This window comes from Sulfitobacter sp. AS92 (genome assembly GCF_038900015.1).
Lineage (GTDB): Bacteria > Pseudomonadota > Alphaproteobacteria > Rhodobacterales > Rhodobacteraceae > Sulfitobacter.
In genome coordinates this window covers 168,535-194,168 of sequence record NZ_JBBMQL010000004.1, presented here as the reverse complement: position 1 = coordinate 194,168, position 25,634 = coordinate 168,535, and the positions used below count along the sequence as shown (strand labels likewise).

At 59.9% G+C, this 25,634-nt stretch carries 19 protein-coding genes and 1 tRNA gene; 10 read left to right on the top strand and 10 right to left on the bottom strand.

Annotated features, from left to right (window positions below):
- Positions 1-417 (bottom strand): CopG family transcriptional regulator, encoded by a 417-nt coding sequence (locus WNY61_RS09955; RefSeq protein WP_342851294.1) that lies wholly within the window; start codon positions 415-417, stop codon positions 1-3.
- Between the two features lie 217 nt (positions 418-634).
- On the opposite strand from WNY61_RS09955, the gene WNY61_RS09950 reads away from it, so the two are divergent.
- Together WNY61_RS09950 and WNY61_RS09945 are read left to right on the top strand one after the other, a co-directional pair.
- Positions 635-817: a hypothetical protein gene (locus tag WNY61_RS09950; protein WP_342851293.1), complete on the top strand. Its 183-nt coding sequence runs from the start codon at positions 635-637 to the stop codon at positions 815-817.
- On the top strand, positions 817-1,137 hold the full coding sequence (locus WNY61_RS09945) for a hypothetical protein (protein ID WP_342851292.1): 321 nt from the start codon (positions 817-819) through the stop codon (positions 1,135-1,137). Before WNY61_RS09950 ends, WNY61_RS09945 begins: the two co-directional genes overlap by 1 nt.
- Here WNY61_RS09945 and WNY61_RS09940 read toward each other — a convergent pair.
- Together WNY61_RS09940 and WNY61_RS09935 are read right to left on the bottom strand one after the other, a co-directional pair.
- On the bottom strand, positions 1,134-1,400 hold the full coding sequence (locus tag WNY61_RS09940; protein ID WP_342851291.1) for a DUF3253 domain-containing protein: 267 nt from the start codon (positions 1,398-1,400) through the stop codon (positions 1,134-1,136). The two genes, WNY61_RS09945 and WNY61_RS09940, sit on opposite strands and share 4 nt — an antisense overlap.
- A gap of 196 nt (positions 1,401-1,596) precedes the next feature.
- Positions 1,597-4,467: a response regulator gene (locus WNY61_RS09935; protein ID WP_342851290.1), complete on the bottom strand. Its 2,871-nt coding sequence runs from the start codon at positions 4,465-4,467 to the stop codon at positions 1,597-1,599.
- Positions 4,468-4,896: 429 nt separating this feature from the next.
- On the opposite strand from WNY61_RS09935, the gene WNY61_RS09930 reads away from it, so the two are divergent.
- The 3 genes from WNY61_RS09930 (at position 4,897) to WNY61_RS09920 (ending at position 9,844) form a co-directional block, all read left to right on the top strand.
- Positions 4,897-6,027, top strand: coding sequence for a metallophosphoesterase (locus WNY61_RS09930; protein WP_342851289.1), 1,131 nt, complete (start codon positions 4,897-4,899; stop codon positions 6,025-6,027).
- Positions 6,024-8,624: a chromosome segregation protein SMC gene (locus WNY61_RS09925; protein WP_342851288.1), complete on the top strand. Its 2,601-nt coding sequence runs from the start codon at positions 6,024-6,026 to the stop codon at positions 8,622-8,624. The genes WNY61_RS09930 and WNY61_RS09925 overlap by 4 nt, the downstream gene beginning before the upstream one ends.
- A gap of 110 nt (positions 8,625-8,734) precedes the next feature.
- Positions 8,735-9,844: an AI-2E family transporter gene (locus WNY61_RS09920; RefSeq protein WP_342851287.1), complete on the top strand. Its 1,110-nt coding sequence runs from the start codon at positions 8,735-8,737 to the stop codon at positions 9,842-9,844.
- A 6-nt stretch (positions 9,845-9,850) separates the two neighbouring features.
- On the opposite strand, the gene WNY61_RS09915 is transcribed toward WNY61_RS09920, so the two are convergent.
- The 3 genes from WNY61_RS09915 to WNY61_RS09905 form a co-directional block, all read right to left on the bottom strand.
- Positions 9,851-11,251: a TRAP transporter large permease gene (locus WNY61_RS09915; RefSeq protein WP_317389585.1), complete on the bottom strand. Its 1,401-nt coding sequence runs from the start codon at positions 11,249-11,251 to the stop codon at positions 9,851-9,853.
- A complete protein-coding gene (locus WNY61_RS09910; RefSeq protein WP_342851286.1) occupies positions 11,251-11,880 on the bottom strand; it encodes a TRAP transporter small permease in 630 nt (209 codons plus the stop codon). The genes WNY61_RS09915 and WNY61_RS09910 overlap by 1 nt, the downstream gene beginning before the upstream one ends.
- Positions 11,881-11,976: 96 nt before the next feature.
- A complete protein-coding gene (locus WNY61_RS09905; RefSeq protein WP_342851285.1) occupies positions 11,977-12,993 on the bottom strand; it encodes a C4-dicarboxylate TRAP transporter substrate-binding protein in 1,017 nt (338 codons plus the stop codon).
- Positions 12,994-13,342: 349 nt separating this feature from the next.
- Here WNY61_RS09905 and acs point away from each other — a divergent pair, with 349 nt between their 5' ends.
- Both acs and WNY61_RS09895 read left to right on the top strand, forming a co-directional pair.
- Complete coding sequence (gene acs / locus WNY61_RS09900) at positions 13,343-15,298, top strand: acetate--CoA ligase (RefSeq protein ID WP_342851284.1); 1,956 nt, start codon at positions 13,343-13,345, stop codon at positions 15,296-15,298.
- A 60-nt stretch (positions 15,299-15,358) separates the two neighbouring features.
- Complete coding sequence (locus tag WNY61_RS09895; RefSeq protein ID WP_342851283.1) at positions 15,359-15,931, top strand: hypothetical protein; 573 nt, start codon at positions 15,359-15,361, stop codon at positions 15,929-15,931.
- Positions 15,932-16,005: 74 nt separating this feature from the next.
- On the opposite strand, the gene WNY61_RS09890 is transcribed toward WNY61_RS09895, so the two are convergent.
- Positions 16,006-16,509, bottom strand: coding sequence for a DUF992 domain-containing protein (locus WNY61_RS09890; RefSeq protein WP_342851282.1), 504 nt, complete (start codon positions 16,507-16,509; stop codon positions 16,006-16,008).
- A gap of 280 nt (positions 16,510-16,789) precedes the next feature.
- On the opposite strand from WNY61_RS09890, the gene WNY61_RS09885 reads away from it, so the two are divergent.
- Positions 16,790-17,308, top strand: a complete 519-nt coding sequence (locus WNY61_RS09885) for a flavin reductase family protein (protein WP_040701422.1) — start codon at positions 16,790-16,792, stop codon at positions 17,306-17,308.
- A gap of 41 nt (positions 17,309-17,349) precedes the next feature.
- Here the strand turns inward: WNY61_RS09885 and WNY61_RS09880 are convergent, their stop codons facing one another.
- The 3 genes from WNY61_RS09880 to WNY61_RS09870 all read right to left on the bottom strand — a co-directional run bounded on the left by WNY61_RS09880 (position 17,350) and on the right by WNY61_RS09870 (position 23,895).
- Entirely contained in the window at positions 17,350-21,690 is a 4,341-nt protein-coding gene (locus WNY61_RS09880) for a translocation/assembly module TamB domain-containing protein (protein WP_342851281.1), read from the bottom strand.
- Positions 21,690-23,423, bottom strand: a complete 1,734-nt coding sequence (locus WNY61_RS09875; protein ID WP_342851280.1) for an autotransporter assembly complex family protein — start codon at positions 23,421-23,423, stop codon at positions 21,690-21,692. Before WNY61_RS09875 ends, WNY61_RS09880 begins: the two co-directional genes overlap by 1 nt.
- A 386-nt stretch (positions 23,424-23,809) precedes the next feature.
- Positions 23,810-23,895 (bottom strand) — tRNA-Leu (locus tag WNY61_RS09870).
- Between the two features lie 270 nt (positions 23,896-24,165).
- On the opposite strand from WNY61_RS09870, the gene WNY61_RS09865 reads away from it, so the two are divergent.
- Both WNY61_RS09865 and lipB read left to right on the top strand, forming a co-directional pair.
- Complete coding sequence (locus tag WNY61_RS09865) at positions 24,166-24,873, top strand: DsbA family oxidoreductase (RefSeq protein WP_342851279.1); 708 nt, start codon at positions 24,166-24,168, stop codon at positions 24,871-24,873.
- 45 nt (positions 24,874-24,918) lie between these two features.
- On the top strand, positions 24,919-25,599 hold the full coding sequence (gene lipB / locus WNY61_RS09860; RefSeq protein WP_342851278.1) for a lipoyl(octanoyl) transferase LipB: 681 nt from the start codon (positions 24,919-24,921) through the stop codon (positions 25,597-25,599).
- Positions 25,600-25,634 lie beyond the last annotated feature (35 nt).

Genomic DNA, 25,634 nt, shown 5'->3' with positions numbered 1-25,634 from the left:
TTACTTGATGCGGTCGGCGAGTGCCTTTTTGATATCCGCGCTAGCCTGTAGGGCGCCCAGCACGGTGATTGATCCGATGGTCTCAAGCGCCAGTTCCGGCGTCACATCTGACGCAATCCGCGCCAGCCCGACCACCTTGACGTGCAGCACCTCTCCGGCCGCTTTCAGCGCTTCCAGATCGGCCACCGTATAATCGCGTAGACCAAGCTCCATCGTATGGCGTTCAAGCGATTTGCTGACCACCTCGACATGGCTCTCAAGCTGGTTGCGGATCGCTGTGCGGATCAGGTCGCTGCGGTTTGAATAGAAACCTTCCTGCACCAGCAGGTCGATCCTACCTAGATCAACAAAGCCAAGATTGATCGTTATCTTCTCGCTGTCAGGGGTCTTTTCGCGCAGTTGCCGAACATTACTCATAATGTATCCTCCATCCGTGTGGATGGTATATGGATGTCATTCGCTCGAAGTGCAAGGTCTGACAGCATCCAAGCCTGCACGCATGCGCACTTCTTTGCACCGGCAAATTCTGTAACTGGCCTACAGCGATCACGGCTCGGCGTTTACTCTCCGCCCCCGAGCGCTAAAATTCCCATTAAATACTTGGCGAAAAAAAACGACAGGAGGGTTAACAAAGATGGCCGATGTTATAAAAGCACGCCGCGCGGTCGATGGGCCAGATGCGATCAAGCTTAGCCCGAACAATGCCGTGCCGGGCGGATATCTGGACGCTAAAATTTCCGGCGGCAGCAGCCCTATTCACGCGACCCTTGGCGACGCACCGTTTACTGACCCCGGCATAAGTTTTCGCAGAGTTTAATGGCCAGTCATTCTTATCCTACCACCCCGGACGGTCGGTATTTTCTGGTAAAAAACCGTTTGTGGCGCTGCAGCAATCCCGCCCTGCCCGAAGCTGAGCGCGCGGCGTATGTGAAGGAACTTATGCAGGCGCGCTCAGCGGTGAAGAATGCGAAGTCAGATGATGACGTGAAGGATGCGCGTCAACGGGTGCATGCGGCCAAGGTTGCGTTGGGCGAACGAGGCCCGGTTTGGTGGGACGACGGCGCGCCGGACGTGAACCGGCACCATCCTAAAAATACCTCTTACGCCGACTGGTGGCGCGGTCTGCCGCAGGATTAAGTTTTGCCCTTGGCGATGGCGATCCGGTAAATCCCGGTAAGCGTCTTGGGATCGGCGCGCGCACCACCTTGCTTGATTAAGATCGCACCTTCCCCGTCCAGCTTAATCGCCTGTTCACGAATAGGATCCATCAGCGGGCGCCACATGTCCTCATTCTGACCACCAAGATACCGGGCGACTTCGGAAGGACAGATTGTCTTGTCCGCCCCCCGCGCCGCTGCGAGGTCGACAATAGTTGCTGCAATGCGCTCAGGGTCAATCATCGGATCTCATGTGCCGGACCGTCCTTTTTCAAAGTAGAACCTACAAGAGCTGCATTTGGCATTGCGCACAGTGCACACGGCAGAACGCCGCTTGATTAAACACGTCATTTACAGTCAGGCGGCGCCTTCTTTCTCCTGCCCCCAGCGCGGCTGTGCAGCGAGATACCCCCCCACACCCCCGCGCGCCGGGGCTGCATCAAAACCCGGAGGCTGCGTCCGCGTGAGACAAAATGCCCAAACGCGCAAGCGCGCGTGCCAGATCGCGGTCTCCGAAAGGTTTTTGCACCACAGCACAATGACCCAGAGTTTCAGCTGCAGGCACATTGGCTTGGCCCGTGGCAAAAATGATGGGCATGTTGGGATGTTGCTGGCGCACCCGGGTGGCCACCTCTTCACCGGACATGTCCGGTAGACCCACGTCGATAAGCAGAGCGTCGTAATGCCCGGTTTGCAGCTTATCCAAAGTCTCCTGCCCAGATGCGGTTTCGGTTACTTCGGTGCCCAGCCCATCCAGGATATCCGCCAAATCCAGCCGGATCAGCGCATCATCTTCGCAGAGCAACACATGGCAGGGGCGGTCGGAAATGTCTTCTGCTTGCTCAGGCGCAGTCGCTTGGACCGAAGACAAGGCATCGCGCACCTTGATCGCTAAAGCGTCTTTGGTGAAGGGTTTGGCAAGGAACTGCACCCCGGCATCGACCTTCCCATCGCGAACGATTGAATCGCGCGAGTAGCCCGAGATGAAAAGGATCGGCAGATCGGGCCGCTCGGCCTGAAGGGTTTCGGCCATATCGCGGCTGCTAAGCTCACCGGGCATGACCACATCAGAAACCAGCAAGTCGAACTTCGGATTTTGGCGCGCGGTTTCGAGGGCAGCGGTCGGGTCTTCGGCGGTTCGGACCTGATAGCCCAGATCAGACAGCAAGGCGGCGGTAGCATCGCGCACCTCTGCGTCATCTTCGACCAACAGCACCGTCTCGGTTCCGCCAGCAATATCGGACGGGTCATGCCATCGCACAGGCTCCGCCGCAGATTGCGCGCGCGGCAGCAGCAGCACCACAGAGGTGCCAACGCCCGGCCGGCTGTTGATGGTCACCCGCCCCCCCGATTGCCGTGCAAAACCATAGACGGTAGACAGCCCCAGCCCCGTGCCTTTGCCAACAGGTTTGGTGGTAAAGAACGGATCAAAGACCTTGGGCAATGTCTCGGCAGGGATGCCCGGCCCGTGGTCGGTGACTTTGACCTCGACATAGTCGCCTGTCACCATGTCGGGCTCTCCCAACAGGTCTTCTGGACCAAAATGCCGGTTCGCGATCGCGATCTTCAGCTTGCCGCGTCCCTCCATTGCGTCGCGTGCGTTAATCAAGAGGTTCAGCACAGCGTTCTGAGTGCTGGCGGCATCGACATAGGCGGGCCAAAGCGCCTCAACTGCGTCAAGTTCGACCTCCATCCCCTCGCCTAATGCACTGCGTATAATGTCATCGATATCTGTCAGCAGATCGCGCAGGTCAATCGACCGGGGTTGCAGCGGTTGACGACGGCTAAAGGCCAGCAGTTGCGAAGACAGTGACGCCCCACGCTCAACCGCGCGCATGGCGGCATCTATCCGGCGGTTTGCGGGCGCATCTTTAGGGATTTCACGCGTGGCCATGGTCAGGCTACCCGTCATCACTTGCAGCAGATTGTTAAAATCATGGGCAATGCCCCCGGCAAGGTTGCCCACTGCCTCAACCCGCTGGCTTTGCGCCAACCGATCATGAAGCTTTTCCAACTCGCGGTTGCGTTTCTCCACACGCTCTTCCAGCGTGCTGTTTAACTCGGCGAGCTGGCGTGCCAGCTCCTTTTGCTCATGAATGTCTGAGTTTGTCCCGACCCAGCGCAACAAGTTGCCCTGATCGTCCTTAATCGGGGCTGCCCGTACCAAATGCCAGCGATAGGATCCATCTTCGCGGCGCAGACGAAACTCTGTTTCATAAACCGTTTCCGCTTTGATCGCATTGGCCCAGGCCGCCATTGAAACCGCGCGGTCATCGGGGTGTACGACATCCGGCCAACCGTTCCCCAACAAGCTGTCTTTATCCACCCCAGAATAGGCATAGAGCTGCTCGCTGATCCAATCCAAATTGCCATCAGCCGTGGCGGTCCAAGCATGCACTGGCATGGTATGTGCCATGGTCCGGAAACGTTCTTCTGCCTCGCGCAGATGGATTTCAGCCATCTTTTGCGCTGTGACATCATGACCTTGCACCATAATTCCAATGGTATCACCGTGCATATTGTCGAGCGGTTGAAACACGAAGTCGACGAACACACGTTCTTGCGGCCCATCGGGGTTGCGCTGCAACCACGCTTCGGCCCCCAGTTGCGTTACGGCCTTACCACTGCGGTAAACCTCATCAAGCATTTCGATAAAGCCTTGGCCTGCGACCTCTGGCACGGCGTCGCACAGCGGTCGGCCGATCAGATCGCGCTGGCCTACCAGTTGCATATAGGCGGCGTTGGCTGTGCGAAACACATGGTTCGGCCCCATGAGGGTGACCATGAAATTCGGAGCCTGTTCGAAAATCATTCTGAAAAAGTTGATGCTGGAATCCAGCTCAAGGTTTTGTTGCGCTACCTGATGCGCGCGGCGCAACACGTCTGCTTGGGCCATGCTCGCGTTGCCATCCGCATGGGCTTCGGCCGCGTAGATTGCGGTGATGTCTTGGGTGTGCTGCAGGATGAACTCGACCTCGCCGTCCGCGTCCAAGATCGGAGTGTGGGTCGCACTCCAATAGCGGTCTTCGCTTTCGCCATCTGCGCCGGAAATTGGGTAAGGGATAACGGGAAGGTGATCGGCAATACCATCCCGGAACACACGCTCAAAGGATCCGCGCAACATACGCCCCGAATCGCTGTCTGGGTCAGAGGGGAATTCTTCGGTCAGGATTTTGCCGAATAGCTTGTCGGCCTGCCGGTCTGTGACCGCAAGGTAAGCATCGTTCGCCCAGACCACCCGAAGCTCTTTGTCCAGCAACACAAAAGAAGATGGTGCGGCTTGGAGGATTTTTTCAAAGTCGTGGTTCATCGTGTCTAAATCTGCATTTCTATTAGGGAATTTCGGTTGGCGCCCGTAGCTGTGCATTCAAGCCCGCTTTGCGGTGGCAGGCAAGGAGGGTTGTCGTACCGCGTTTGCAGAGCCGATGAGCAAATGCAGGGTCGAAAACTTTAGGCAGTGCTGTGTTAATCATCGTATCTCGGAACATGCGGGTCGTGGCAATGTAAAACCACTGCGTCATAAAGGCGGTGAAAAGTGATGTAGTCTACACAGCGCGCTACGCCAGTTTTCTGTGACGTATTTCGCCACGCCTTGAACTCCGCGCTCAGTTTGCGATGAATGAAACCGGTGCAAGCATCGGCCTATCGGTGTCGCGCATCCGAAGATCTTTTGCCATTTGCCATTTGCCATTTGCCGCCTTTTCGCAAACCGCTGCCCCAAATCATTCAGGACAACCGCATGACATTCCGTTTCATTCACGCTTCTGATCTGCACATCGGGCGCAAATTCGCGAATATTCCGCAGCCGCCAGACGGTAACATTCGCGGGCGTTTGATGGAGGCGCGGCACGGAGCCATCACCAAACTGGCCCAAGCTGCGCGCGATCAAGGGGCTGCGCATGTGTTGCTGGCCGGCGATACCTTCGATACGGCAACCCCCTCGCCCGCGGTCATGCGTCAGGCGCTGACCGCGATGGGCGACGCCTCGGGCGTCAACTGGTGGATCCTGCCCGGCAACCACGACAACCTGCGCGATGCAGAACCCCTGTGGGACGTGATCCGCCGCGACGCACCTGGCAATATACGCGCCCTAGCCGAGGCCGCCCCGATTGAGATGACCGAAGGAGCCACGCTGCTGCCCTGCCCTGTCGCTTTTCGTGCAGGGGCCAGCGACCCCAGCAGCCCGTTGGATCATATGCAGACCCCTGAGGGCCATCTGCGCATTGGCCTTGCCCATGGCGGCGTCACAGATTTCACTGAAAGCGGCGATGCGATTGCCCCGGACCGGGACCTGCGCGCGCGGCTGGATTATCTGGCCCTTGGTGATTGGCATGGGCGGATGGCTGTCTCTGACCGGGTGCACTATTGCGGCACGCCGGAACAGGATCGGTTCAAACATGGCCGTCGTGGTGTCTGCCTTGCGGTTAATATTGCGGGCCCCGGCGCCACGCCTGAGGTGGAAGAGGTCGAAACCGGCAGTTTCCTTTGGTCAGAGGCTGAGCTTCAGCTTCACCCCAGACAAGACGCCGCTGCGGCATTGCACGCTCTCTTGCCCACCACGGGCCGTCGGGATCACTTGCTGCGCGTTACGGTCAGCGGTTGGGCGGGTCTGCCAGACCGCGCTGACCTTGCCCGCGCCGCCGAATCCTGCGCCCCGGATTTCGCCCATTTCGATCTGGTGACAGAGGCGCTGGCCACGCAATACGAGGCCGGCGACCTTGATGAGATTGACCGCGGCGGCGCGCTGCGATTGGCGGCAGAAACCTTGGTCGCCGAAGCGGAATCCGAGACCCACTCACAAGCCGAGCGTGACGTGGCTGCCGATGCCCTTGCCCGGCTGCATGCCTATGTGCAGGGGGCGAAAACATGAAAATCCGCGCCATCACCCTTAACAACGTCCGCCGCTTTACCGACCCTGCGCAGGTCGTGGGGATCGGCGATGGCATCAACGTGCTGAGCGAGCCGAATGAACACGGCAAATCCACGCTCTTTGATGCGATACAGGCGTTGTTTTTCAAACCCTACGGCTCACGCGACAAAGATGTCGCCGCGCTGCGCCCCCATGCGGGCGGCGCGCCCGAGGTGACCATTGAAGTAGAGACTGACGAGGGGCGCTTTGTCGTTTTCAAACGCTGGTTTCAAAAGCCCCTCGCCACCGTTCACCGAAACGGCACGCTGATCGCGCAGGCGGATGAGGCCGAGGCGTGGATCGCGCAGCTTTTGGGCGGCGATGCAGGCGGGCCGTCGGGGCTGATCTGGGTCCGACAGGGGATGACCGCACTCAACGGCGGCTCTACCAAAGAAGAAAAGCTGGCGCTGGAGGCACGGCGCGATCTGATGTCCTCGGTTGGGGCCGAGGTGGAGGCGATGACAGGTGGGCGGCGCATGGACAAGGCGCTGGCTCAATGCCGTGAGGAGCTTGCAAATTATACCACCAGCACCGGGCGCCCGCGCACCGGCGGCCCGTGGAAGGAAGCGCAAGACCATGTCGAAGCTTTGGCTGCTGCGCGCGATCACCTCGTCAGTACGGCGCGAGAGCTGCATGACGCCTTGGCCGAACGGCAGCGCGCCCGTCGGGCCTTGGCAGAGTTGGAAGCACCTGAGGTCGTTGAGGCGCGCCGCCGAAAGCTTGAGACCGCCCGCGCCGCCCATGCAGCTGCCACACGCCACGCCGAAGAAGTGGAATCCCTCGCCCGCGCCGTGGAGCTTGCCCGGCTAAACGCCGAAAGCGCGACCGCGCGCCTCGACAGCTACCGCGCGGCGCGGACCGAGCAAAAGACCGCAATGTTCGACGAAGCGCTGGCGCGCAAAGCGACTGAGAGTGCGCGCAGTGCTCTGTCTGAGCGCCGTGCCGCATTAGAAGCGGCAGATGTCTCTGCCCAACAGGCCCGCACAGCATTGCAATCTGCCGAAGACCAGCGCCGCAGTGCCCTGCGTGCACTTGCCGCCCGCGAAGGGGCAGACCGACGCCGCGCCCTTGAGGGCCGGATCAAAGAGGCCGAAGAGGCCCGCCGCCGCATGGAGACAGCCGCCGCTGCGGCCCAATCTGGCCCCGACGCCGTCGCGCTGCAACGGCTTGAGACCTTGTCTGCTGAGCTTTCTGCCAGCCGCGCCGCCCGCGACGCCACGGCGACCCAAGTGATCATGCGCTACGCCCCCGGTCAATCGGGCGCGATCCATGGCGAGACTGGCCCGCTGGCCGATGGCGTTGCACTACCGCTCCCACGCAGCGCGACGTTGCGAATTGACGGTATCGGCAGCTTGGAAATCCACCCCGGCGCAGGCGGGCAAGAGGACGGCACAGTAGAGGCCGCCGCGGCCAGACTACAGACAGCTCTGGATAAGGTTGGCGCGGCTGATCTGACCGATGCCCGCGCCGCCGCTGCCGCCCGAGCTGAGGCCGCCGCCCGTCAGGGTGAAGCCAAAGCCGTTCTGGCCAGCCTTGCCCCTGACGGGATCGACGCGCTGCACCAAGCTCTCGCCGCCATTCCGACGCCGGCGGAGGAAGCCGAGACACCTGACCTTGAGGCCGCCGAAGCCACCCTGCAAAGCGCGCAAGACCAACACGAAGCCTGCCGGCTCGCCCGTGAAACAGCTGCCGATGCGCTTGCCGATGCCAAGGCCGACGCCGCGCGCAGCGAAGCGCAATTGGCGTCGCTCACCGACCGTTTGCAGCGTGCCGAGGCACAGCAGGACAAACTGGGCGATGTCTCAGAAGAAGCCCTTGCATCGCAAACTGTCACAACCGCCGCCGCTCTGGAGGCCGCGCGGCTGAGCCACGCTGAGAAGGCGAAATCCGCGCCGGACGCGGCCAGCCTTCAGGCCGCCCTTACCCGCGCGGAATCAGTGGAAACCCAAGCGCGCGATGAGATTGCCCGCCTGCGTCCCCTGCTTGCACGGCTCAGCGAAAGGATCACCCGCGCATCCGGCGACGCGGTAGAGGAACGGCTGGCCGAGACCCAAGAGCAATTGCAGGCGGCAGAAGCTAAGCTCACACGGATTGTGCATGAGGTCGCTGTCCTCACCCGGCTCGAGACCGCTTTGCAAGACGCGCGCAATGAGGCCCGAGAGCGGTATTTCACCCCTATTGTCAAAGAACTTAAACCGCTGCTGCAATTGCTTTGGCCAGACGCGGAATTGACCTGGGGCGAGGAATCGCTCCTGCCACATGCCTTGATCCGTGGCGGGCGAGAGGAGCCTATAGATGTCCTCTCGGGCGGCACGCAAGAACAGGTCGCGCTGCTGGTGCGGTTGGCCTTTGCGCGGATGCTGGCCCGTGCGGGGCGTATCGCGCCGGTGATCTTGGATGACGCGCTGGTCTTTACCGATGACGACCGGATTGAACGAATGTTTGACGCGTTGCACCGGCAAGCAGGCGATATGCAAATCATCGTGCTGACCTGCCGCCAACGCGCATTTCGCGCATTAGGAGGACAGGCGCTGCGGCTGCAACCCGTCGGGGAGTAGCGTTAAGGACGCGCGCCCCGACGCTATATAAATGCTTATCAGAGATGAACTTATCCTCTCGTCGCGCGTTGGCACCCTAGCATCTGTGCAGGGCTCTTGGGGGAACAATTTTGAAAGATATCGCCGCGATCAGACGGCTGTTGGAAGTGTTGGTATTGATCGCCCTCTTCGTAACTGCATATTTCGCCAAGGATTTGTTGCTGCCGATCCTCCTTGGTTTCATCATCGCCCTTACACTTAGCCCTCTGATCCGTTCGCTGGAAAAGCTTGGCATTGCACCGCCTTTAGGCGCGGTGATGCTGATAGGCCTTGTCGGTCTGGTCATTTTCGTGCTGGCCGGCCTTTCGGCTGGCACAGTGGCCACATGGGCAGATGACATCCCATCAATGGGCAATGAGATACGCCGCAAGCTTCAAGGCTGGGTGCAAACGGTTGAAAACGTCCGCTCAGCGACCGAGCAGGTAGAACAGATCACTGCAGACAATGGCGGCAGCGGGGCTACTGAAGAGGTCGTGGTCAAACAACCCGGCCTTTTGAACAACGCCATGACTGCAGGCGCGCGCATTGGTGGCACGGTCGCCGTGGCGCTGGTGCTGGCGCTGTTCCTGCTGGCGTCAGGCGATATGTTCTACCTTAAGCTTGTGCAATCATTTCAGACGTTTACCGGTAAGAAACGCGCCCTAAAGGCCGTCTACGACGTTGAGCGCCGCGTGTCGCGCTATTTGCTGACAATCACCATTATCAACGCAGGCCTTGGTATCTCCGTGGGGCTTTACCTTTTCGCACTTGGTTTACCGGTGCCCTACGTCTGGGGGCTTGCGGCGTTCTTGTTGAACTTCCTGCCCTATATCGGCGGCGTGATTGGGGCGGTGTTGGTAGGTGCCTATGCCATCGCTTCGTTTGACAGTCTAGGCTATGCGATCTTGGCCCCGATCGGCTATCAAATCCTAACCGGGGTCGAGGGGCAGTTTATCACCCCCTATCTCGTCGGTCGCAGGCTGGAACTGAACACCGTTGCCGTGTTCCTCACCGTGGTCTTTTGGGGCTGGCTCTGGGGGATTGCAGGCGCGCTTGTGGCGGTGCCGTTCCTCGTGGTGTTCAAGGTGATTTGTGAGAACGTCACCGCGCTTAATATGATCGGGCATTTCCTGGATAAATCCTCTCCCGATATAACGGCGACCGCGGCGGACGAACCCGCCGCGGAAAAGCCCGGTGCCTGAAGCTGCCTAGCCCGCGAGGGACGGCAGCCACAGCACGATTTGGGGGAAGGCCACCAGCAAGCCGATGGTCACCGCGTCAGCGACGAAGAAGGGCATCACGCCGCGGAACACGTCCTGCACGCTGAGGTCAGGGCGCACACCCGCGACCACAAAGCAGTTGAGACCAATCGGCGGAGTGATCAGACAGAACTCCGCCATTTTCACCACCAGGATGCCAAACCAGATCGCGCACATTGGGCCCGACATGCCGAAGGCGCTGTCAGCTGCAGAGACGAATTCGCCCCCGTTGAGCGCCATGACCGCCGGGTAGACCACGGGCAGCGTCAAAAGCAGCATGCCGATGGCGTCCATGAACATGCCCAACACGGCATAGGCCAACAGAATGCAAATCAGGATGATCATCGGCGAGGTTTCGAGCGATGAAATCCAATCGGCAAACGCACCCGGCAGGTCAGCAAAGCCCAAGAACCGCACATAAATCAACACGCCCCAGATGATGGTGAAGATCATCACCGTCAGCTTGGCTGTCTCCAGCAGCGCGTCCTTCAACTCGGCCAGACGCATCCCACGGAAGACCGCCATGCAGAAGACGATGAACGCACCCACCGCGCCGCCCTCGGTCGGGGTGCCCCATGCATCGCCAAAGGGGTTGTAGACGAAGAAGATGATGATCACGACCACCGCCACGATCGGCAGTGCTGCCGGCAAGGAAGCAAAGCGTTCGCGCCATGTAAAGCCGGTCACGGGTGGGCCGACGTTCTTCCAGATCATGGCGATGCCGATGATTAGGATGGCATAGACAACTGCCGAGAATGCACCGGGGATGAAGCCCGCCAAGAGCAGCTTGCCCACGTCCTGCTCAACAATGATCGCATAGATCACGAGGATCGCCGAGGGCGGGATCAATGAGGCCAGCGTGCCCCCTGCCGCCACGACGCCCGCGGCGAATTGCTTGTTATAGCCGATCTTAAGCATTTCGGGGATGGCGATACGGGCAAAGACCGCTGCCGTCGCAACCGAAGCACCTGACACGGCCGCGAAGCCTGCCGTGGCGAAGACAGTCGAGACCGCCAAACCGCCCGGTACCCAAGCGAACCAACGCTTCGCGGCTTCAAAGATCGCTTTGGTCAGACCTGCGTAATAGGCCAAGAAACCGATCAGAATGAAGGTCGGAATAAGCGAGAGTGTCTGGCTCGACACTTTCGAGTGAGGCACCTGCCCTGCGGTCTTGATCGCGACGGTCAGCGCCCAGCCCAGCTGGTCCCATTCCATGCCCTTCTTGGCCCAGAAAATCCAGATAAGACCGATAAGCCCGGCCATTGCGGCGGCAAAGGCCACCCGCATGCCAAGCACCACCATGAGCAGCATCCCGCCCGAGACCCAAAGGCCGATTTCAATAGGATCCATCAGTCGCGTCCATCCAGTTGTTCGGCCTCGGCCATTGCTTGTTCTGCTGCCGATTGTACCAGCGGCACGGCCACAGGGCGGTCCAGCCCCAGCACCAAGGCCCGGCCATAGCCCCAGATCTGCAGGCAAAGCCGCAGGCTGATCACGGCAAACGCCACAGGCACCACCAGTTTGCTGGGCCAGATCGGCAGGCCGATATCGATCGAGCTATCGCGGCTCCACATCGGAGCGCCCATGTCAAAGCTGCGGTCGAAATGCGCCCAAGCGCCCCACGTCAGCGCCAGCATCAACAGAAGGATCAGCACGACCGACAGCAGTTCCGCCGCCCAAAGCGCGCGGCCCTTAAGCTGGCCGATTAGGATGTCCATGCGCACATGGCCACCCATGCGTTGGGTATAGGCAATGCCCATGATGGCGATGAACGGCATCGCCGCTTCGATCCAGTCGACATAGCCCGCCAGCGGCGTGGCAAAGAACTTGCGCCCCCCCACGGACCAAACGGCCAGTACCATCAACATGAAAACGGCAATCCCTGAGATCAGGGCAAAGATGGTCTCCAGCTTCAGCAGGCCCCGGTCGAGGCGGCTGAGGAGGCTGCTGTCCTCCAGCACGGCGGATGATCCGGCCATCGGCTCTCCTTTTCAGAAAGTCTATTTGTTGCGTTTTGGAAGTCGAAAGGGCCGCGCGGTTTGCCGCACGGCCCTCACTGTCATGCGTGGCAGGGTTTAGTTCGACGCCTGCTCTTTTTCCAGCGTTTCGATCACGAGGTCATAGAGTTCCTGACCCGGAATGCCTTGGGCTTCCATGTCTTTGATCCATGCTTCGCGCGCAGGATCGGCCGCTTTGGCTTTGAACTCCGCAATCACCTCGGGGGAGAATTCAACCTTCTCGACGCCCTTTTCCTCAAGAACGGTGTCCCAACGCTCAAGCAACTCACCGTAGTTGGCGAGGTAGTGATCCAGCGCCTCATCAACGGAGCCATCAAGCGCTTCGCGCTCTGCGTCGCTCAGCGCCTCATAGGCGTCGATGTTTACCACAACAGGGCAGTTCACGGTGCCGGGGTTGAGGTTGGCGGTCCACCAATCTGCTTTGTTGATCGTGCCAAAGGACAGATGCGCGTGCTGGGCGAAGGCCACGGTGTCAACAACGCCGGATTCCATCGCGTTATACGCTTCCGAAGAGGTCACGGATGTTGGCACACCGCCAACGGCTTCAAAGGCCTTGCCCAGACCACCTGTGGCGCGCACGCGCATGCCGTCAAAATCTTCCAGCGTGGTGCGCGGATCGCCGGTGCCGACAAGGTTGTACTGCGGCATGGGCGAGGTCATCAGCATTTTGGCGTTCCACTGCGCCATCTCTTCGGTCACGGCGGGGTGGGCATAGACGGCACGGCTGACGGCGACTTCTTCTTCAAGATTGCTCACGCCCAGAAACGGCAGTTCCAACACGGTGATCGCGCGGTTCTTGTCCGCGTGGTAGCCGGCGCAGAACTGGGCCATCTCGAAAGCACCGATGGAGATACCATCGAGGTTCTCACGGTTCTTGGACAAGCCGCCGTAGCTGACGTTGATGGTGAATTCACCGTTGGTCTTTTCGCTCACCAGTTCGGCGATTTTCTCGACATGCTCGGTGAAGGCGCGGCGCTTGCCCCAGACGGAGGCGTTCCATTCGGTCGCGGCAGCCTCGCCGACGAAGGCAACGCTTAGCGCACAGGCGGCAGCGCCGCTCAGCAGATTTTTCATGATGTCTCTCCCTAGATGCCCGCCCTTAGTGAGCGGATTGGCGCACAGGCTACCCCGCGGGGGCAAGCCTGCCAACCCCGTCTTGCCGCGCAAATCCGACAGCTGCACGACAGCCCCCGGAAGTTTGACTGTCAACATATTGAAAAAGCGTCTCAATTAGCGCTTCACCAGAAAAAATTTACAGACAAACCGGAAGACGGGAAAAACCTTTACAGGCAAGCCCTTGTATTCCAGTTGCTTATTCACTTCTTTTCACGGGCCGTTATGATCCAGCACAGGAGGAGGCCACGGCAAGCAGGGTAAGACCCGCAGCCCGTGGCAAGACGCGTACATCTAGGGAGGAACCACCATGTCCGACGCCACCGCAAAGACCTATCCGCCATCCGCCGACATGGCCGCCCGCGCCCATGTGAATGCGCAGTCCTATGATAAGATGTACGAAGCCTCGGTTACCGACACCGGCGGCTTCTGGCGCGAACAGGCGCAGCGGATTGATTGGATCAAACCCTTCACTCAAGTGCGCGATGTGAATTTCGATCTCGGGTCGGTCAGCATCAACTGGTTCGCGGATGGTGAGTTGAACGTCAGCGCCAATTGCATTGACCGGCACCTTGAGACACGCGGCGATCAGACCGCGATCATCTGGGAGCCGGACAGCCCCAAGGATGCGGCCAAACACATCAGCTACCGCGAGCTTCATAGCGCCACCTGCCGCATGGCCAATGTGCTGCGCGATCTGGGCGTTGATAAAGGCGACCGCGTCATCATCTATATGCCGATGATCCCCGAGGCCGCCTATGCCATGCTAGCCTGTGCGCGGATTGGCGCGATCCATTCGATCGTTTTCGCAGGCTTTTCGCCCGATGCCCTCGCAGCCCGCGTCAACGGCTGCGAGGCTAAAGTCGTTATCACTGCCGACGAAGCACCGCGCGGTGGCAAAGCCACGCCGCTCAAGGCCAATGCCGACAAGGCGTTGGCGCAGTGCGACACCAGCGTGCAATGCCTCGTGGTGCGGCGCACGGGCGGCGATGTGGCGTGGAGCGAAGCGCGCGACCGGGACTACAACGTGCTGGCCGAGAAGGCCGCTGATAACTGCGCGCCTACCGCCATGAATGCTGAAGACCCACTGTTTATCCTCTATACCTCAGGCTCCACCGGCCAGCCCAAGGGCGTGGTCCATACCACCGGCGGCTATATCACCTATGCCGCGCTGACCCACGAAGTCACTTTCGACTACCACGACGGCGACATCTATTGGTGCACGGCGGACGTGGGCTGGGTCACCGGGCACAGCTATATCGTCTATGGCCCGCTGGCCAATGGCGCGACCACGCTGATGTTTGAGGGCGTGCCCACCTACCCCGACGCCAGCCGCTTCTGGCAGGTTTGCGAAAAGCATAAGGTCACGCAGTTCTACACTGCCCCCACCGCCATCCGCGCGCTGATGGGGCAAGGCAAAGAATTCGTCACCAAAAGCGATCTGTCGTCGCTGCGCATCCTTGGCACTGTGGGTGAGCCGATCAACCCCGAAGCGTGGAACTGGTATCACGAGGTGGTTGGCCATGGCCGCTGCCCGATTGTTGATACTTGGTGGCAGACCGAAACCGGTGGCCATCTGATGACCCCCCTGCCCGGTGCGCATGACATGAAACCGGGTGCGGCGATGAAACCGTTCTTTGGCATCAAACCTGTCGTGCTCGACCCGACTTCGGGCAAAGAGATCGACGGCAACCCAGCTGAAGGCGTGCTTTGCATCGCCGACAGCTGGCCGGGTCAGATGCGCACGGTCTGGGGGGATCATGAACGGTTCGAGAAAACCTATTTCGCCGACTACCCGGGTTATTATTTCACCGGTGACGGCTGCAAGCGCGATGCCGATGGTGACTATTGGATCACAGGCCGCGTGGATGACGTGATCAATGTCTCTGGTCACCGCATGGGCACGGCAGAGGTCGAAAGTGCGCTGGTCGCCCATGACAAAGTGGCCGAAGCCGCCGTGGTCGGCTACCCGCATGATGTCAAAGGTCAGGGCATCTATTGCTATGTTACATTGATGAGCGGTGAAGAGCCTTCCGAAGACCTGCGCACCGAGCTTCGCAACTGGGTCCGGCAAGAGATTGGCCCCATCGCCTCGCCCGACCTGATCCAATGGGCGCCAGGCCTGCCGAAAACACGGTCGGGGAAAATCATGCGCCGCATCCTGCGCAAGATCGCCGAAGACGATTTCGGCGCCTTGGGAGACACCTCTACATTGGCCGATCCCAGCGTGGTAGATGACCTGATCGACAATCGCATGAACCGCTAAAGCGCGATATGGCGCGGGCGACCACACGCCTCCGCGCCATGCTGCAATAGAAAGAAAGACATGGATCAGATCGCCCCCCAGACCGCGCTGCATACCACGGCGGCGGAATGTGATGCCGCCCTGCCGGATATCCTCGCCGCCCCCAAGGATACGGCCCCCATCCTTCAGCTATGCTTCCGCCCCGACTACGGCCTGCGGCAGTTTCCCGACCGGCTGGAATTGACGGTGGCCCAAGGCATCCTTGGCGAACGCTGGACCAAGAAACCTTGGCTAACCCTGCCCGACGGCAGCCCCGACCCACGCATCCAAGTCTCGATCCTGTCAAAAAGGGTAATGGACCTTTGCTGGCGCGACCGCGACCATACGGTTCATCCCGGCGATACGATGATCGTGGATATGGACCTTGGTCATGCCAACCTGCCAGTGGGCACAAGGCTACAGGCTGGAACAGCGGTGTTGGAGGTGAGCGATAAGTTTAACAACGCCTGTATCAAGTGGCAGAACCGGTACGGTCAAGACAGCTTGCGCTGGATCAACCAACGGGAAAACCGACCGCATCGCCTGCGCGGTATTTTGTGCAAAATCGTAAGAGACGGCATCGTTCGCGTCGATGATCAGCTAACTAAGCTCTGAAGCTTCGCCAATAGAAAAGGGCCGCCCCTATGGGACGGCCCAATTCATTAATCCTCACAAGCTCCTGCTCTGGATTAACCCTCTACGCGCTGCAGGTTGATTCCGCCCACGCCCACGGCAAAGTTTACGCCGGTCTGAGTGTTCAAGCTCAGCGGCTGAAGCGCTAGCGTGTCCTCAGAGCCGCCGGTCATCAGGTTTGCACCTGCGCCCACACCCACGGTCGCCTCGGCAGAGACACCTTTATAGCTGCCGTTCAGACCGCCTTCGGAATATTCCTGCTCGGTCGGGGCAAGTACAAGCCAAGACATCTGACCGTTCTGGGTCTTGCCGATGTCGACGCCCCAGCGGTTGATCTCACCGACATAGGTCTCATCTTCGAGACCTTCTTCAATAGGGTTGAAGGTACATGTCAGCTCACGGGTGGAGCCGAAGATAAAGCCGGTGCCATCACCAACATCGCAAGACAGCGAGCCGATCTCGGCGTGGTCCACGGTCTCTTCATCAGCCACTGCGGCGGAGCCAAAGGCGGTGGCGCTCAACAGGGCGGCGCCGAGAGTCAGTTTGGTTACATGCATCATCTTAAGTCACTTTCCGGCGCAACTTTGCGCGCCTTTTCTGCTTTGAACGGCATTCGGGTGCCTTGGTCGAGCGGTGCGCATCACGTGCCCCGCCCCCTTCCGACAGCCAGCATCAATGCCGTTTGGGCACTGATGTTGCCTCTCATCGCAGAGACAACGTCCGCCTGCGCAAAGGGTTCCTGCAGGTTGCTGATGCTGCGGATATCTGCGGATTTTCGATGCCGCAGGGCACCCCACCACCGCTGGACAAATCAGCCGCCACATGGCACCGCTTGACGCTATGAACGATGATCTGATCCCTTTCTCCCCCGACAGTGGCGATGCCACGGACCTGCGCCGCGCCTTTGGGCGTTTTGGCACCGGCGTGACCGTGATTACCGTGAAGACCGCACAGGGCCCTATGGGGATGACCGCGAATTCCTTTGCCTCGGTCTCGCTTGATCCGCCTTTGGTGCTTTGGTCGCCTGCGATCTCTTCCAAACGGCACGACAGTTTTACCGCGGCGGCGTCGTTTTGCATTCATGTGCTTGGCGCAGATCAAGAAGATTTAGCCCAACGTTTCGCCACCCAAGGCCATGATTTTTCCGGCTTTGATTGGGGCGAAGACGCTGCAGGTGTGCCCACATTCGCAGGCTGCCTCGCACGTTTCCACTGTAATACCTACGCGGTGCATCCAGCGGGCGATCATTCGCTAATCTTGGGACATGTGCGGCAGGTTGCCCTGCGCGAAGACGGCGCGGCCGGGCTGATGTTTGACCAAGGTCGCTATGGACGTTTTACCCCACGTGACGACGGTTAAGCACCCCTGAGGCCGAGGGCGCCCCGAAAGGCGCCCCGATCTTAGTAATCCCGCTCAAAGAAGATACCGATACTGCTGTCACCATCCGACCCCAGCGTGCCCTTGGCTGTCAGGCTTTCGGTGATATCGAGGTTGAGGGAAACCTCGCCGGTCCCGTCAGAGGCCGCTGTGACATCGGTATAAACGTTATCTGTCAGATATTTCCCCAGCCGCAGCGCCGTCGCGCCGTCGTCGGTCGTGGTTACATCCAGATCGTCCAACCCAAAGCCTTCACGCAGGCTGCCGATCACCCCTTCACCGCCGCGACCTGCAAGGGTTGCCACAGCACTTGCCAATTGCAGCGCTTGGAAGGCCGAGATTTCCGAGATGTTGCGGCCAAAGAGAAGTTGCGAGAGCACCTCATCCTGCGGTGCGGCCGGCGTGGATTCAAACGTTACCTCAGGCTCATTAGCTGGACCGCTGACGATGACCTGCACCTCACCTGTTTCGGTATCTGTAGAGGTCACAAAACGGATATAGGGGATGAAGTCGCCCTGAAATTGTACAGACCCTTCATCAAGCAAAAAGCGCTTGCCCAAGATGTCCAACCGCCCCCGGATCAATTCAAACCGCCCGGCAGAGATGATGCGGTTGGTGCTGCCCGTCAGAGTGAGTGCCCCGCCAAGCTCCGCATCCAACCCGCGGCCCCGCACAAAGATGCGGTTGGGCGCATTGATCTGCAAGTTCAGCCCGAACCCGGGTCCAGAGGCGCTCTCTGCCGGGTCTTCCCCGGCATCGGCCCCATCAAGCCCGGCCTTGCGACGGGTGGCCAAGACATCGGCAGGCGCATTGACTTGGGTGATCTGTGGAATGTCACCGATTGAGGTCAGCCCCGTCGCAGGCACCTGAATACTCGTCTCACCCACATTGATCACGCCAGAAATCTGCGCGCCACCGCTTAAGGGTCCCGCAAGCCGCAGATCGCCATTCAGCGTGGTGCTGTAGAGGCTTGGATCGGCATAGGTGAGGTTGCGCACAGTCACGCTGATGTCCGCAGGCAAAGCTGGGGTCAGCGTGATTGCACCTGCCACCCGCAGATCCCCTCCGTCTACCGCTTGACCGGTCAGGTTGATTTGCGCGCGGTTGTTGCCTAGCTGAATATCCGCATTGATCCCCTGAAGGGCCACGCGCAGGTTCGGCGCTGTGAACGTTGCGTTATTGGTGGTGATCCGCCCGCTGACCGAAGACAGTGCCGCAGGGCCATTGATATTCAAATCAAACTGCGCCTGCCCTTGCAAATCGCGCGGCGCGAGGAAAGGCCGCGCCAAGCCAAGCGGCGCGTTGCCCGCGATATCAAGGTTTAGAGTGCCGTCGGTGTTGACCAATCCGGCCACGCTCGCCTGCGTGCCCGCAGGGCCATTGGCATTGGTGTCAATCCGCCATGCCTCCCCTTCGCGTCGGGCCGAGCCTGCAACACTGAGCGGGCCGTTCACCTGCTCCACCAAGGCGCCGATGTCGGGCATGCTAAGCTGGAAATCGATATCTGCATTGGGCCCGGTTACCAAGCCTTCGACCGTCGCCTGCGCGCCATAGGGGCCGCTCGCACTGGCATCCAGCACCACGCCCGCGTCAGTCTGACGGGCCACACCACTGGCTGCGAACGCGCCTGAGACACTCGGCACAAACGGGTTCACGTTCGGAACAGAGACATCAAACCTCAGCGACACTTCTCCCGTGACCAGCCCTTCAACCATCGCGCTGCTGCCATAGGGGCCGCTGGCGTCTACATCCACGGCGATCCCGTCAGGCGTTTGACGAATGTCACCCTGTGCCGAAAGCGCGCCGTTTACGCCGGGTGCAAAGGGGCTCACATTTGGCACCGAAAGATCGAAACTCAGCGCCATATTCGCACCAGTTGCCAAACCTTCGACCATCGCACTGCTGCCATAGGGACCGTTTGCGGAGAAATCGACGGCGATGCCATCAGGCGTTTGGCGAATGTCACCCTGAGCGGAAAGTGGGCCGTTCGCACCCGGCGCAAGAGGGCTGACATCAGGCAGCGAAAGATTAAAGCTCAGCGCCATATTCGCGCCAGTTGCCAAACCTTCAAGTGAAACGCGGCTGTCGTAAGGGCCGTTGACGATAGTGTCGACGACAAACCCTTGTTCCGTTTGCTCCAAAGTGCCGCTGGCCTCTACCCCGCCAGTGATCTGCGGCACGAGGGGCTGAATATCTGGCAGAGCCAAATCAAAGGCCACGTCAACGCGTGGAGAGACCAGCCCCACAACCGAAGCTTGGGCATTCAGCGGCCCGCTGGCGTCGGTGTTGATCTGCCACCCCTCCGGGGTTTGGCGCAGGGTGCCCTTGGCCGTGACCGGACCCGTGATATCCGCGTCCGGCACAAAATCCTCAACCCGCGGGATATCGGCAGTGAAATCGATTTGGGCATCCTCGCCCGTGGCCAAACCCGAAACTGTCAGCGCTGCACCATAGGGGCCGTCGGTGACGGCATCGACGATCCAGCCGCGCGCCTCTTGCTCCGCCGTCGCCTTTACCGAAATCGGGCCTTCATATTGCGGCAGCACCAGCCCAACGTCCGCCAGCGTAAAGTCCAAGGCCGCGCGGCTGTCTTCGCTGCGCAGTTCCACGTTGCCGGTCAGATCAATCGCGTCGTTCTTAAGGTCCAGGTCCTGCAGATATGTCCCTGTCTCGTTGCGTTTCGCGACCATGCTCAGATTGGTACGCCCTGCCAGAACCGCATCAGCCTGTTCAATCCCAATTTTAAGATCGTCCGTACCGCCCGCGATCGCCAGATCGAACATACCGCCCAAGGGAGTGACCGTGCCGTTCAACGCCAGCGCTGTTGCGCCAGCAATATCGCGCCCCGCCAACGCGGAAAAGCGGCTGATATCCTTGGCTTCCAGCGTCATCTTCAACTGCGTCAAAAGCCCGGTATCAACACCGTCAATCGCGGCTTCCCCCGTCAGGCCATAGTCCTCACCCGAAAGGGTCAGACCGTTAATCTCAATCGGCTCCCCCTCAACGAAGCGGATCTCGGCGCTACCGTTGATCGCATCACCAATCGCTGCAGCACTGGCTGGATCCGTAAGCGCAAGCCCTTTGGCGGCAAAGGTCACATCGCCAAGGAACTGCCCTAAACTGCCAAGATTTCCCTCAAGGATCCCATCAAGCGCAAGTTGGGTTTCGGCAATTTGCAACGCGCCCGTGTCGAGCCCGGTGATGTCGAACGCACTTTCAAAGCTGTCGCCATCAGCGGCGTCGTAATCCACCCGCAGGGTCACAGCCTCAACCCGCGTGCCATCGCCAGAGATAGGCAAAAGCGTCGTGGTGCCATCGGGGTTTGCGATCCGGCCCGAAATGTCGATCAGCGTCGGCCATTTCTCTTGGTTCAGCATGACCTTACCCTCAAGGTCGACCGAATTAGCCGCGAGGGTGAAGCTGCTGACATCAATAGCGCCGTTGCTTTCCAACAGGGCATCAACTGCCAGCCGCACCTCATCGCCGAAAAACTCGCGGTAGCGCGGGGCAAGCAGCGCAGTGATATCGCCGCCGATGTCCGCCTGAATACGGCGATCCGGCGTTTCGCTTGCGCGGCGCGAGGTTTGGGTGCCCAAAGTGACCTGCCCGGCCAGACGCTCTTCACCGTCCGTGGCAATTGTCACATCGGTGGCAAAATCATCCAGCGGGCCTGCGCCCTCTACGGTCATCTGTACCGAAGGTTGGCCCGGCAGGTTCAACAGCTTCGACGCAATGCCTTCGGGGTCTTCGGTCAGCTTCAAAAGCAGATCGAGCACGTTTTCCGTGCGGTCAAAATCGGCCTGAATATCGAACTCGCCCTTTTTGCCATCGGTACGGCGCGCCTGAAAATCAACGAAACCGACGGTGTCGGTCAGACGCGCATTGGCCTGAACCGACAGCTGCGCCGCCTCGCCCAAGATCGGCTCGCCAAGATTGATCTCATCAACAGAAAAGTTTGCAATTTCAATAGATACGGGAAGATCAGGCAATGCAAAAGGCGTGGCCTCGGCGTCGGGCAGATCGACGTCGTCGCTGACCGGGAGCCGCTCCACATCAAGCCGGCCTGCGGTGAGCTGTTCAACCTCAAGCCGACCGCGCAACAAGGCCGAGCGGTTCCAATCAAGCACCACATCTTCCAATGTCAGCCAGATGCCGTCGTCATCGGAAATGGTCATCCGCTCGAAAGAGGCCGCCGAGCTTAGCGCCCCTGCAAAGCCGTCAATGCTAACCGTTCGGCCCGCCCCGCTGAGCGCGTCTTGAATGGTGCGCGTCAAAAAGCCCTTGTCATCATCCTGCGCAAAGGCCGGAGCGAGACAGGCCAGATAGACGAAGCTGGCGGTGAGAAACTGCAAAAACTGTCGCATTAAAATGACTGCCCGATCCCGATATAGACTTGGAAATCTTCATCCACTTCCGGCCCCGACGTGGGCACTGCGACATCCAAACGGATGGGGCCGATACCCGTCGCATAACGCAAACCCAGACCCGCGCCGGAATGCCACGTGCCTGACCCGTCATAGAATTCTTCTGACCCGATGTAGCCCGCATCGGCAAAGCCCACGACACCGATCTTTTCGGTCAGCGACACCCGCGCTTCGGCTGAGACACCCACAAAGCTGCGCCCGCCGACCGTATCGCCGCTTGCCAGATCGACGCCCAATGACTGATAGGGCTGCCCCCGCACACTGCCGCCTCCGCCCGAGTAAAATAGGTAGTCCGCAGGTGCCTCAGACAGGTCTGGCCCGGCGACCGAACCAAGCTGACCACGAAAGGCCAGAGTGACCGGGCGTTCACTACCGAAAGTGCGGTAATAGCGCGCGTCAAAATAGGTGCGCAGCCCGCTCTCCGATCCCGAAAGCGCAACAAAGGGCATTATGCTGGCATCAATATAATAGCCCTCGGTAGCATCCAGCTCTTTGTCGCGGTAATCAAACTCAGCGCCCAATGGGAGGGTTAACAACGTATATTCATTGGTGCCGAAAGCGTCTTCCGTTTCGGCCACACGCAGACCAAGCCCTGCTGAGTAGGTGCGGTTTTGATTGGCGATGCGCTCGATCCCCGCCTCAAGGTCCAACTGGCGTGAGAAGAAATTCACCTCGTCCAACTGTTCCAACGTCGCCAGCGCATAGAAATTCGTGTCTTCATTAAAGGTCGCAGGCCGCTCGAAACGTGCGGCCAGACTGTAATCTTCGCCGCCCGAATTGCCGCCAATGCCCTCTACCTCGGCCGAGAGACGCAGCCGTTCGGCCCCGCCCAGCAAGTTGCGATGCAGCCAGAAGGTGCTAAGTGTCAGCCCTTCAAGCGACGACAGCTCCGCGCCAAAGCCGAAACGGCGTTTGGGCGCTTCGGTGATCTGCGCGGTGATCGGAAGCGTGTCATTGGGCCCGATCCGGTCCGCCTCAATCAGCGCCACGGAGTCAAAGGCACCGGTGCGGCGCAGACGTTCCGTGGCGAGTTCCAACTCCTCGGGATCAAAGACCTCGCCTTCTGGTAGGCCTGCAATCTCAATCAGACGCGCGGTGCGCACATCCTCGTTCCCGGTCACGGTAAGCGCGCCAAAGCGCAGCTTTGGGCCGGGGGCCAGCCGCAAATCCGCGTCGATCTGACGCTCGCGGTGTTTGGCGGTCAGGTCTTGATCGGCCAATTCAGCCTTGGCATGCCCCACACCGCGCCAGCCGCTGATCCCTTCAGAAACGGTTTCTTTCAACACGCTAAGTCTGGCAGTCTCACCTGTGGCAAACCCATCGGGCAATTCTGTCTCGGGCGCGACAGGAGCGATCCGGGCCAAGCCAAAGCGGAACTTTGGCCCCGGATTGACAGTGATGACGGCGCGGTCAATCCGGCGCGGGGGTCGTACCGGAGGGATTGCAGCGGCATCAACACCATCCAGCGTGATTGTCAGCGTCGGCCCGAAATACCCATTGTCATAAAGAAGCGCCAAAAGCCTGCCGTAGTCCGCCTGTGCGGCTGCAACCAGTTCTTGAGGTGTGGCAGGTTCGGCATCTTCATCCGTTTCACCCGTTTGTTCAGCCAACAAAGACCCATCAAGCAGCGTGGTATAAAGCTCTGAATCCTCCGCCACACCCGTGAGTACCATTTGAGCTGCCTGCGCAGCCGCGCTACCGCCAAGAAGAAGGCCTATGGCAAGATAGATCGCCGCCCCTTGAGTCTGCCCTTGATGCGCCACGCGCTACCCTCCTGCATCCCGTCGCCCCGGTTTCCGTGCCGGTTCTGCTTTGCCCGCCGCAGACGGGCATTAATCTCATCACCCTTTAAACGGCATTGCTGCTTTGGCTGCAAACACTCTGCGGGTACATGAAGGGGATTTGAACAACGGTCCCCCCACCCATTGGGTATCTGGGACGCAAAATCGGCGTAATCTCGCGCAGTCTGAGTGTAGACTGCCTGCACAAAGATGCGAGACTTCAAACCAAGCTCGTTTCATGAATTTTCCAACCATCCCTTTGCCGCTGCAAAGCATGGTGGTGCGGTCGGAGAGACTCGAACTCTCACGGGTGTTACCCCACAGCGACCTCAACGCTGCGCGTCTACCATTCCGCCACGACCGCACGCCATGGTTGGTGGGCGGGGTTTAGCCAAAGACCAGAGGCTTGTGAAGAGGCAATCGGCAAAATTTTCAGTCTTTTTCCGAACCGTTCAGTTGGCCGTTTGCGACCCACCCTGCGCCTCGAACGGTCGGCTACAATCTGGGGGACGCCGAGCCCAAAATACGCCTGGCCTGTTCACAAATCCTTTAAGGCGCTGCAATCTCGGACCCCAAACGTTGAAACACTGCGCCCGGCAGGCCATCTGATGGGGCAAGCAATAAGGATTACGTCATGCCCGCAGACAGCACCGCCCCCGATCAAACCAACCCCCAAGCCAATCCAACCGATGCCCCCACCGTGCAGATTGACATCGTGTCGGATGTCATGTGCCCATGGTGCATCGTTGGCTACAAGCAGTTGGAACAGGCGCTCGGTGCCGTGGGTGTTGGCGCTTACATCCGCTGGCATCCTTTCGAGCTGAACCCGCAGATGCCTGCCGAAGGTCAGAACATGGCCGAACATTTGGCCGAAAAATACGGCTCTACCCCTGCGCAGTCGGTCGAGAATCGCAAGCGCCTGTCGGATATGGGCCGCGATCTGGGCTTTACCTTTAATTTTTCTGATGAAACCCGGATGCAAAATACCTTCGCGGCACATCAGTTGCTGACATGGGCGCAATCCAAGGGCTTGCAGCACCCGCTGAAGATGGCCCTTTTTGACGCGCATTTCACTCAAGGCCGCAATGTGAATGACACCGACGTGCTGGCCGATGTTGCCGCAACCGCTGGCCTCGACCGTGAAGATGCGTTGGAGGTTCTGAACAGCGGCAGCTTGGCCGAGCAAACCCGTGAAGCGCAGGAATTCGGGACGTCGCGCGGAATTTCCGGCGTGCCCTCGATGGTATTTGAGGGGAAATACCTCGTCACCGGCGCGCAGGGGGCCGATAACTATGCCCAAATGCTGCGCAAGGTTCTCGAAGAGCGCGACGCGGCGGCCTGAGCGCTGCCTCTGGCGGTGCGGCACGGGTCTTGCTAAGGCATCTATATGGTTGAATGGATCATCACCGACGGCTTGACCGATTACCGCACCGCCGAGGCGTGGATGGAAGCGCGCGCCGCCGCCATAGCGGCGGGCGAGGCCGAGGAATGCATTTGGCTGGTGGAGCATCCCCCGCTCTACACCGCCGGCACCTCGGCAAAGGCCGAAGACCTGACCGATCCCGAGCGTTTCCCGGTCTACCCCACCCGACGCGGGGGGCAGTACACCTATCACGGGCCGGGCCAGCGCGTGGCCTATGTCATGCTTGACGTGGCTGCGCGGGGGCGCGATGTGCGCTGCTTCGTGCGTCAGCTTGAGAATTGGGTGATTGCCACCTTGGACCAATTCAACCTGCGCGGAGAGATTCGCCCCGGTCGCGTTGGCGTCTGGGTCCAACGTCCTGAAAAACCGAACCAAGCCGATGGCAGCCCCGCCGAAGACAAGATCGCCGCAATTGGAATCAGGCTGCGCAAATGGGTGAGCTTTCACGGCATCAGCATTAACGTCGAGCCGGACCTCAGTCATTTTAGCGGCATTGTCCCCTGCGGCATCACGACCCATGGGGTAACCTCACTGGTCGATTTGGGACTGCCCGTGACCATGGATGACGTTGACCTTGCCCTGCGCGCAACCTTTGAAGGTGTCTTTGCCAGCGATCCCGTCGGCAGCTGCGATATCGCCTCCTGACGGCCCGAAAGTGCGCGTTAAGCGGACCCACCGTC

Bases quoted from the DNA above. Each gene is read 5' to 3' on its own strand.
- acs (WP_342851284.1), top strand. From the start codon at position 13,343: ATGTCCGACGCCACCGCAAAGACCTATCCGCCATCCGCCGACATGGCC.
- WNY61_RS09955 (WP_342851294.1), bottom strand. From the start codon at position 417: ATGAGTAATGTTCGGCAACTGCGCGAAAAGACCCCTGACAGCGAGAAG.
- WNY61_RS09915 (WP_317389585.1), bottom strand. From the start codon at position 11,251: ATGGATCCTATTGAAATCGGCCTTTGGGTCTCGGGCGGGATGCTGCTC.
- WNY61_RS09890 (WP_342851282.1), bottom strand. From the start codon at position 16,509: ATGATGCATGTAACCAAACTGACTCTCGGCGCCGCCCTGTTGAGCGCC.
- WNY61_RS09930 (WP_342851289.1), top strand. From the start codon at position 4,897: ATGACATTCCGTTTCATTCACGCTTCTGATCTGCACATCGGGCGCAAA.
- lipB (WP_342851278.1), top strand. From the start codon at position 24,919: ATGGTTGAATGGATCATCACCGACGGCTTGACCGATTACCGCACCGCC.
- WNY61_RS09910 (WP_342851286.1), bottom strand. From the start codon at position 11,880: ATGGCCGGATCATCCGCCGTGCTGGAGGACAGCAGCCTCCTCAGCCGC.
- WNY61_RS09905 (WP_342851285.1), bottom strand. From the start codon at position 12,993: ATGAAAAATCTGCTGAGCGGCGCTGCCGCCTGTGCGCTAAGCGTTGCC.
- WNY61_RS09895 (WP_342851283.1), top strand. From the start codon at position 15,359: ATGGATCAGATCGCCCCCCAGACCGCGCTGCATACCACGGCGGCGGAA.
- WNY61_RS09925 (WP_342851288.1), top strand. From the start codon at position 6,024: ATGAAAATCCGCGCCATCACCCTTAACAACGTCCGCCGCTTTACCGAC.
- WNY61_RS09880 (WP_342851281.1), bottom strand. From the start codon at position 21,690: ATGCGACAGTTTTTGCAGTTTCTCACCGCCAGCTTCGTCTATCTGGCC.
- WNY61_RS09935 (WP_342851290.1), bottom strand. From the start codon at position 4,467: ATGAACCACGACTTTGAAAAAATCCTCCAAGCCGCACCATCTTCTTTT.
- WNY61_RS09875 (WP_342851280.1), bottom strand. From the start codon at position 23,423: ATGGTACTCACGGGTGTGGCGGAGGATTCAGAGCTTTATACCACGCTG.
- WNY61_RS09885 (WP_040701422.1), top strand. From the start codon at position 16,790: ATGAACGATGATCTGATCCCTTTCTCCCCCGACAGTGGCGATGCCACG.
- WNY61_RS09945 (WP_342851292.1), top strand. From the start codon at position 817: ATGGCCAGTCATTCTTATCCTACCACCCCGGACGGTCGGTATTTTCTG.
- WNY61_RS09940 (WP_342851291.1), bottom strand. From the start codon at position 1,400: ATGATTGACCCTGAGCGCATTGCAGCAACTATTGTCGACCTCGCAGCG.
- WNY61_RS09950 (WP_342851293.1), top strand. From the start codon at position 635: ATGGCCGATGTTATAAAAGCACGCCGCGCGGTCGATGGGCCAGATGCG.
- WNY61_RS09865 (WP_342851279.1), top strand. From the start codon at position 24,166: ATGCCCGCAGACAGCACCGCCCCCGATCAAACCAACCCCCAAGCCAAT.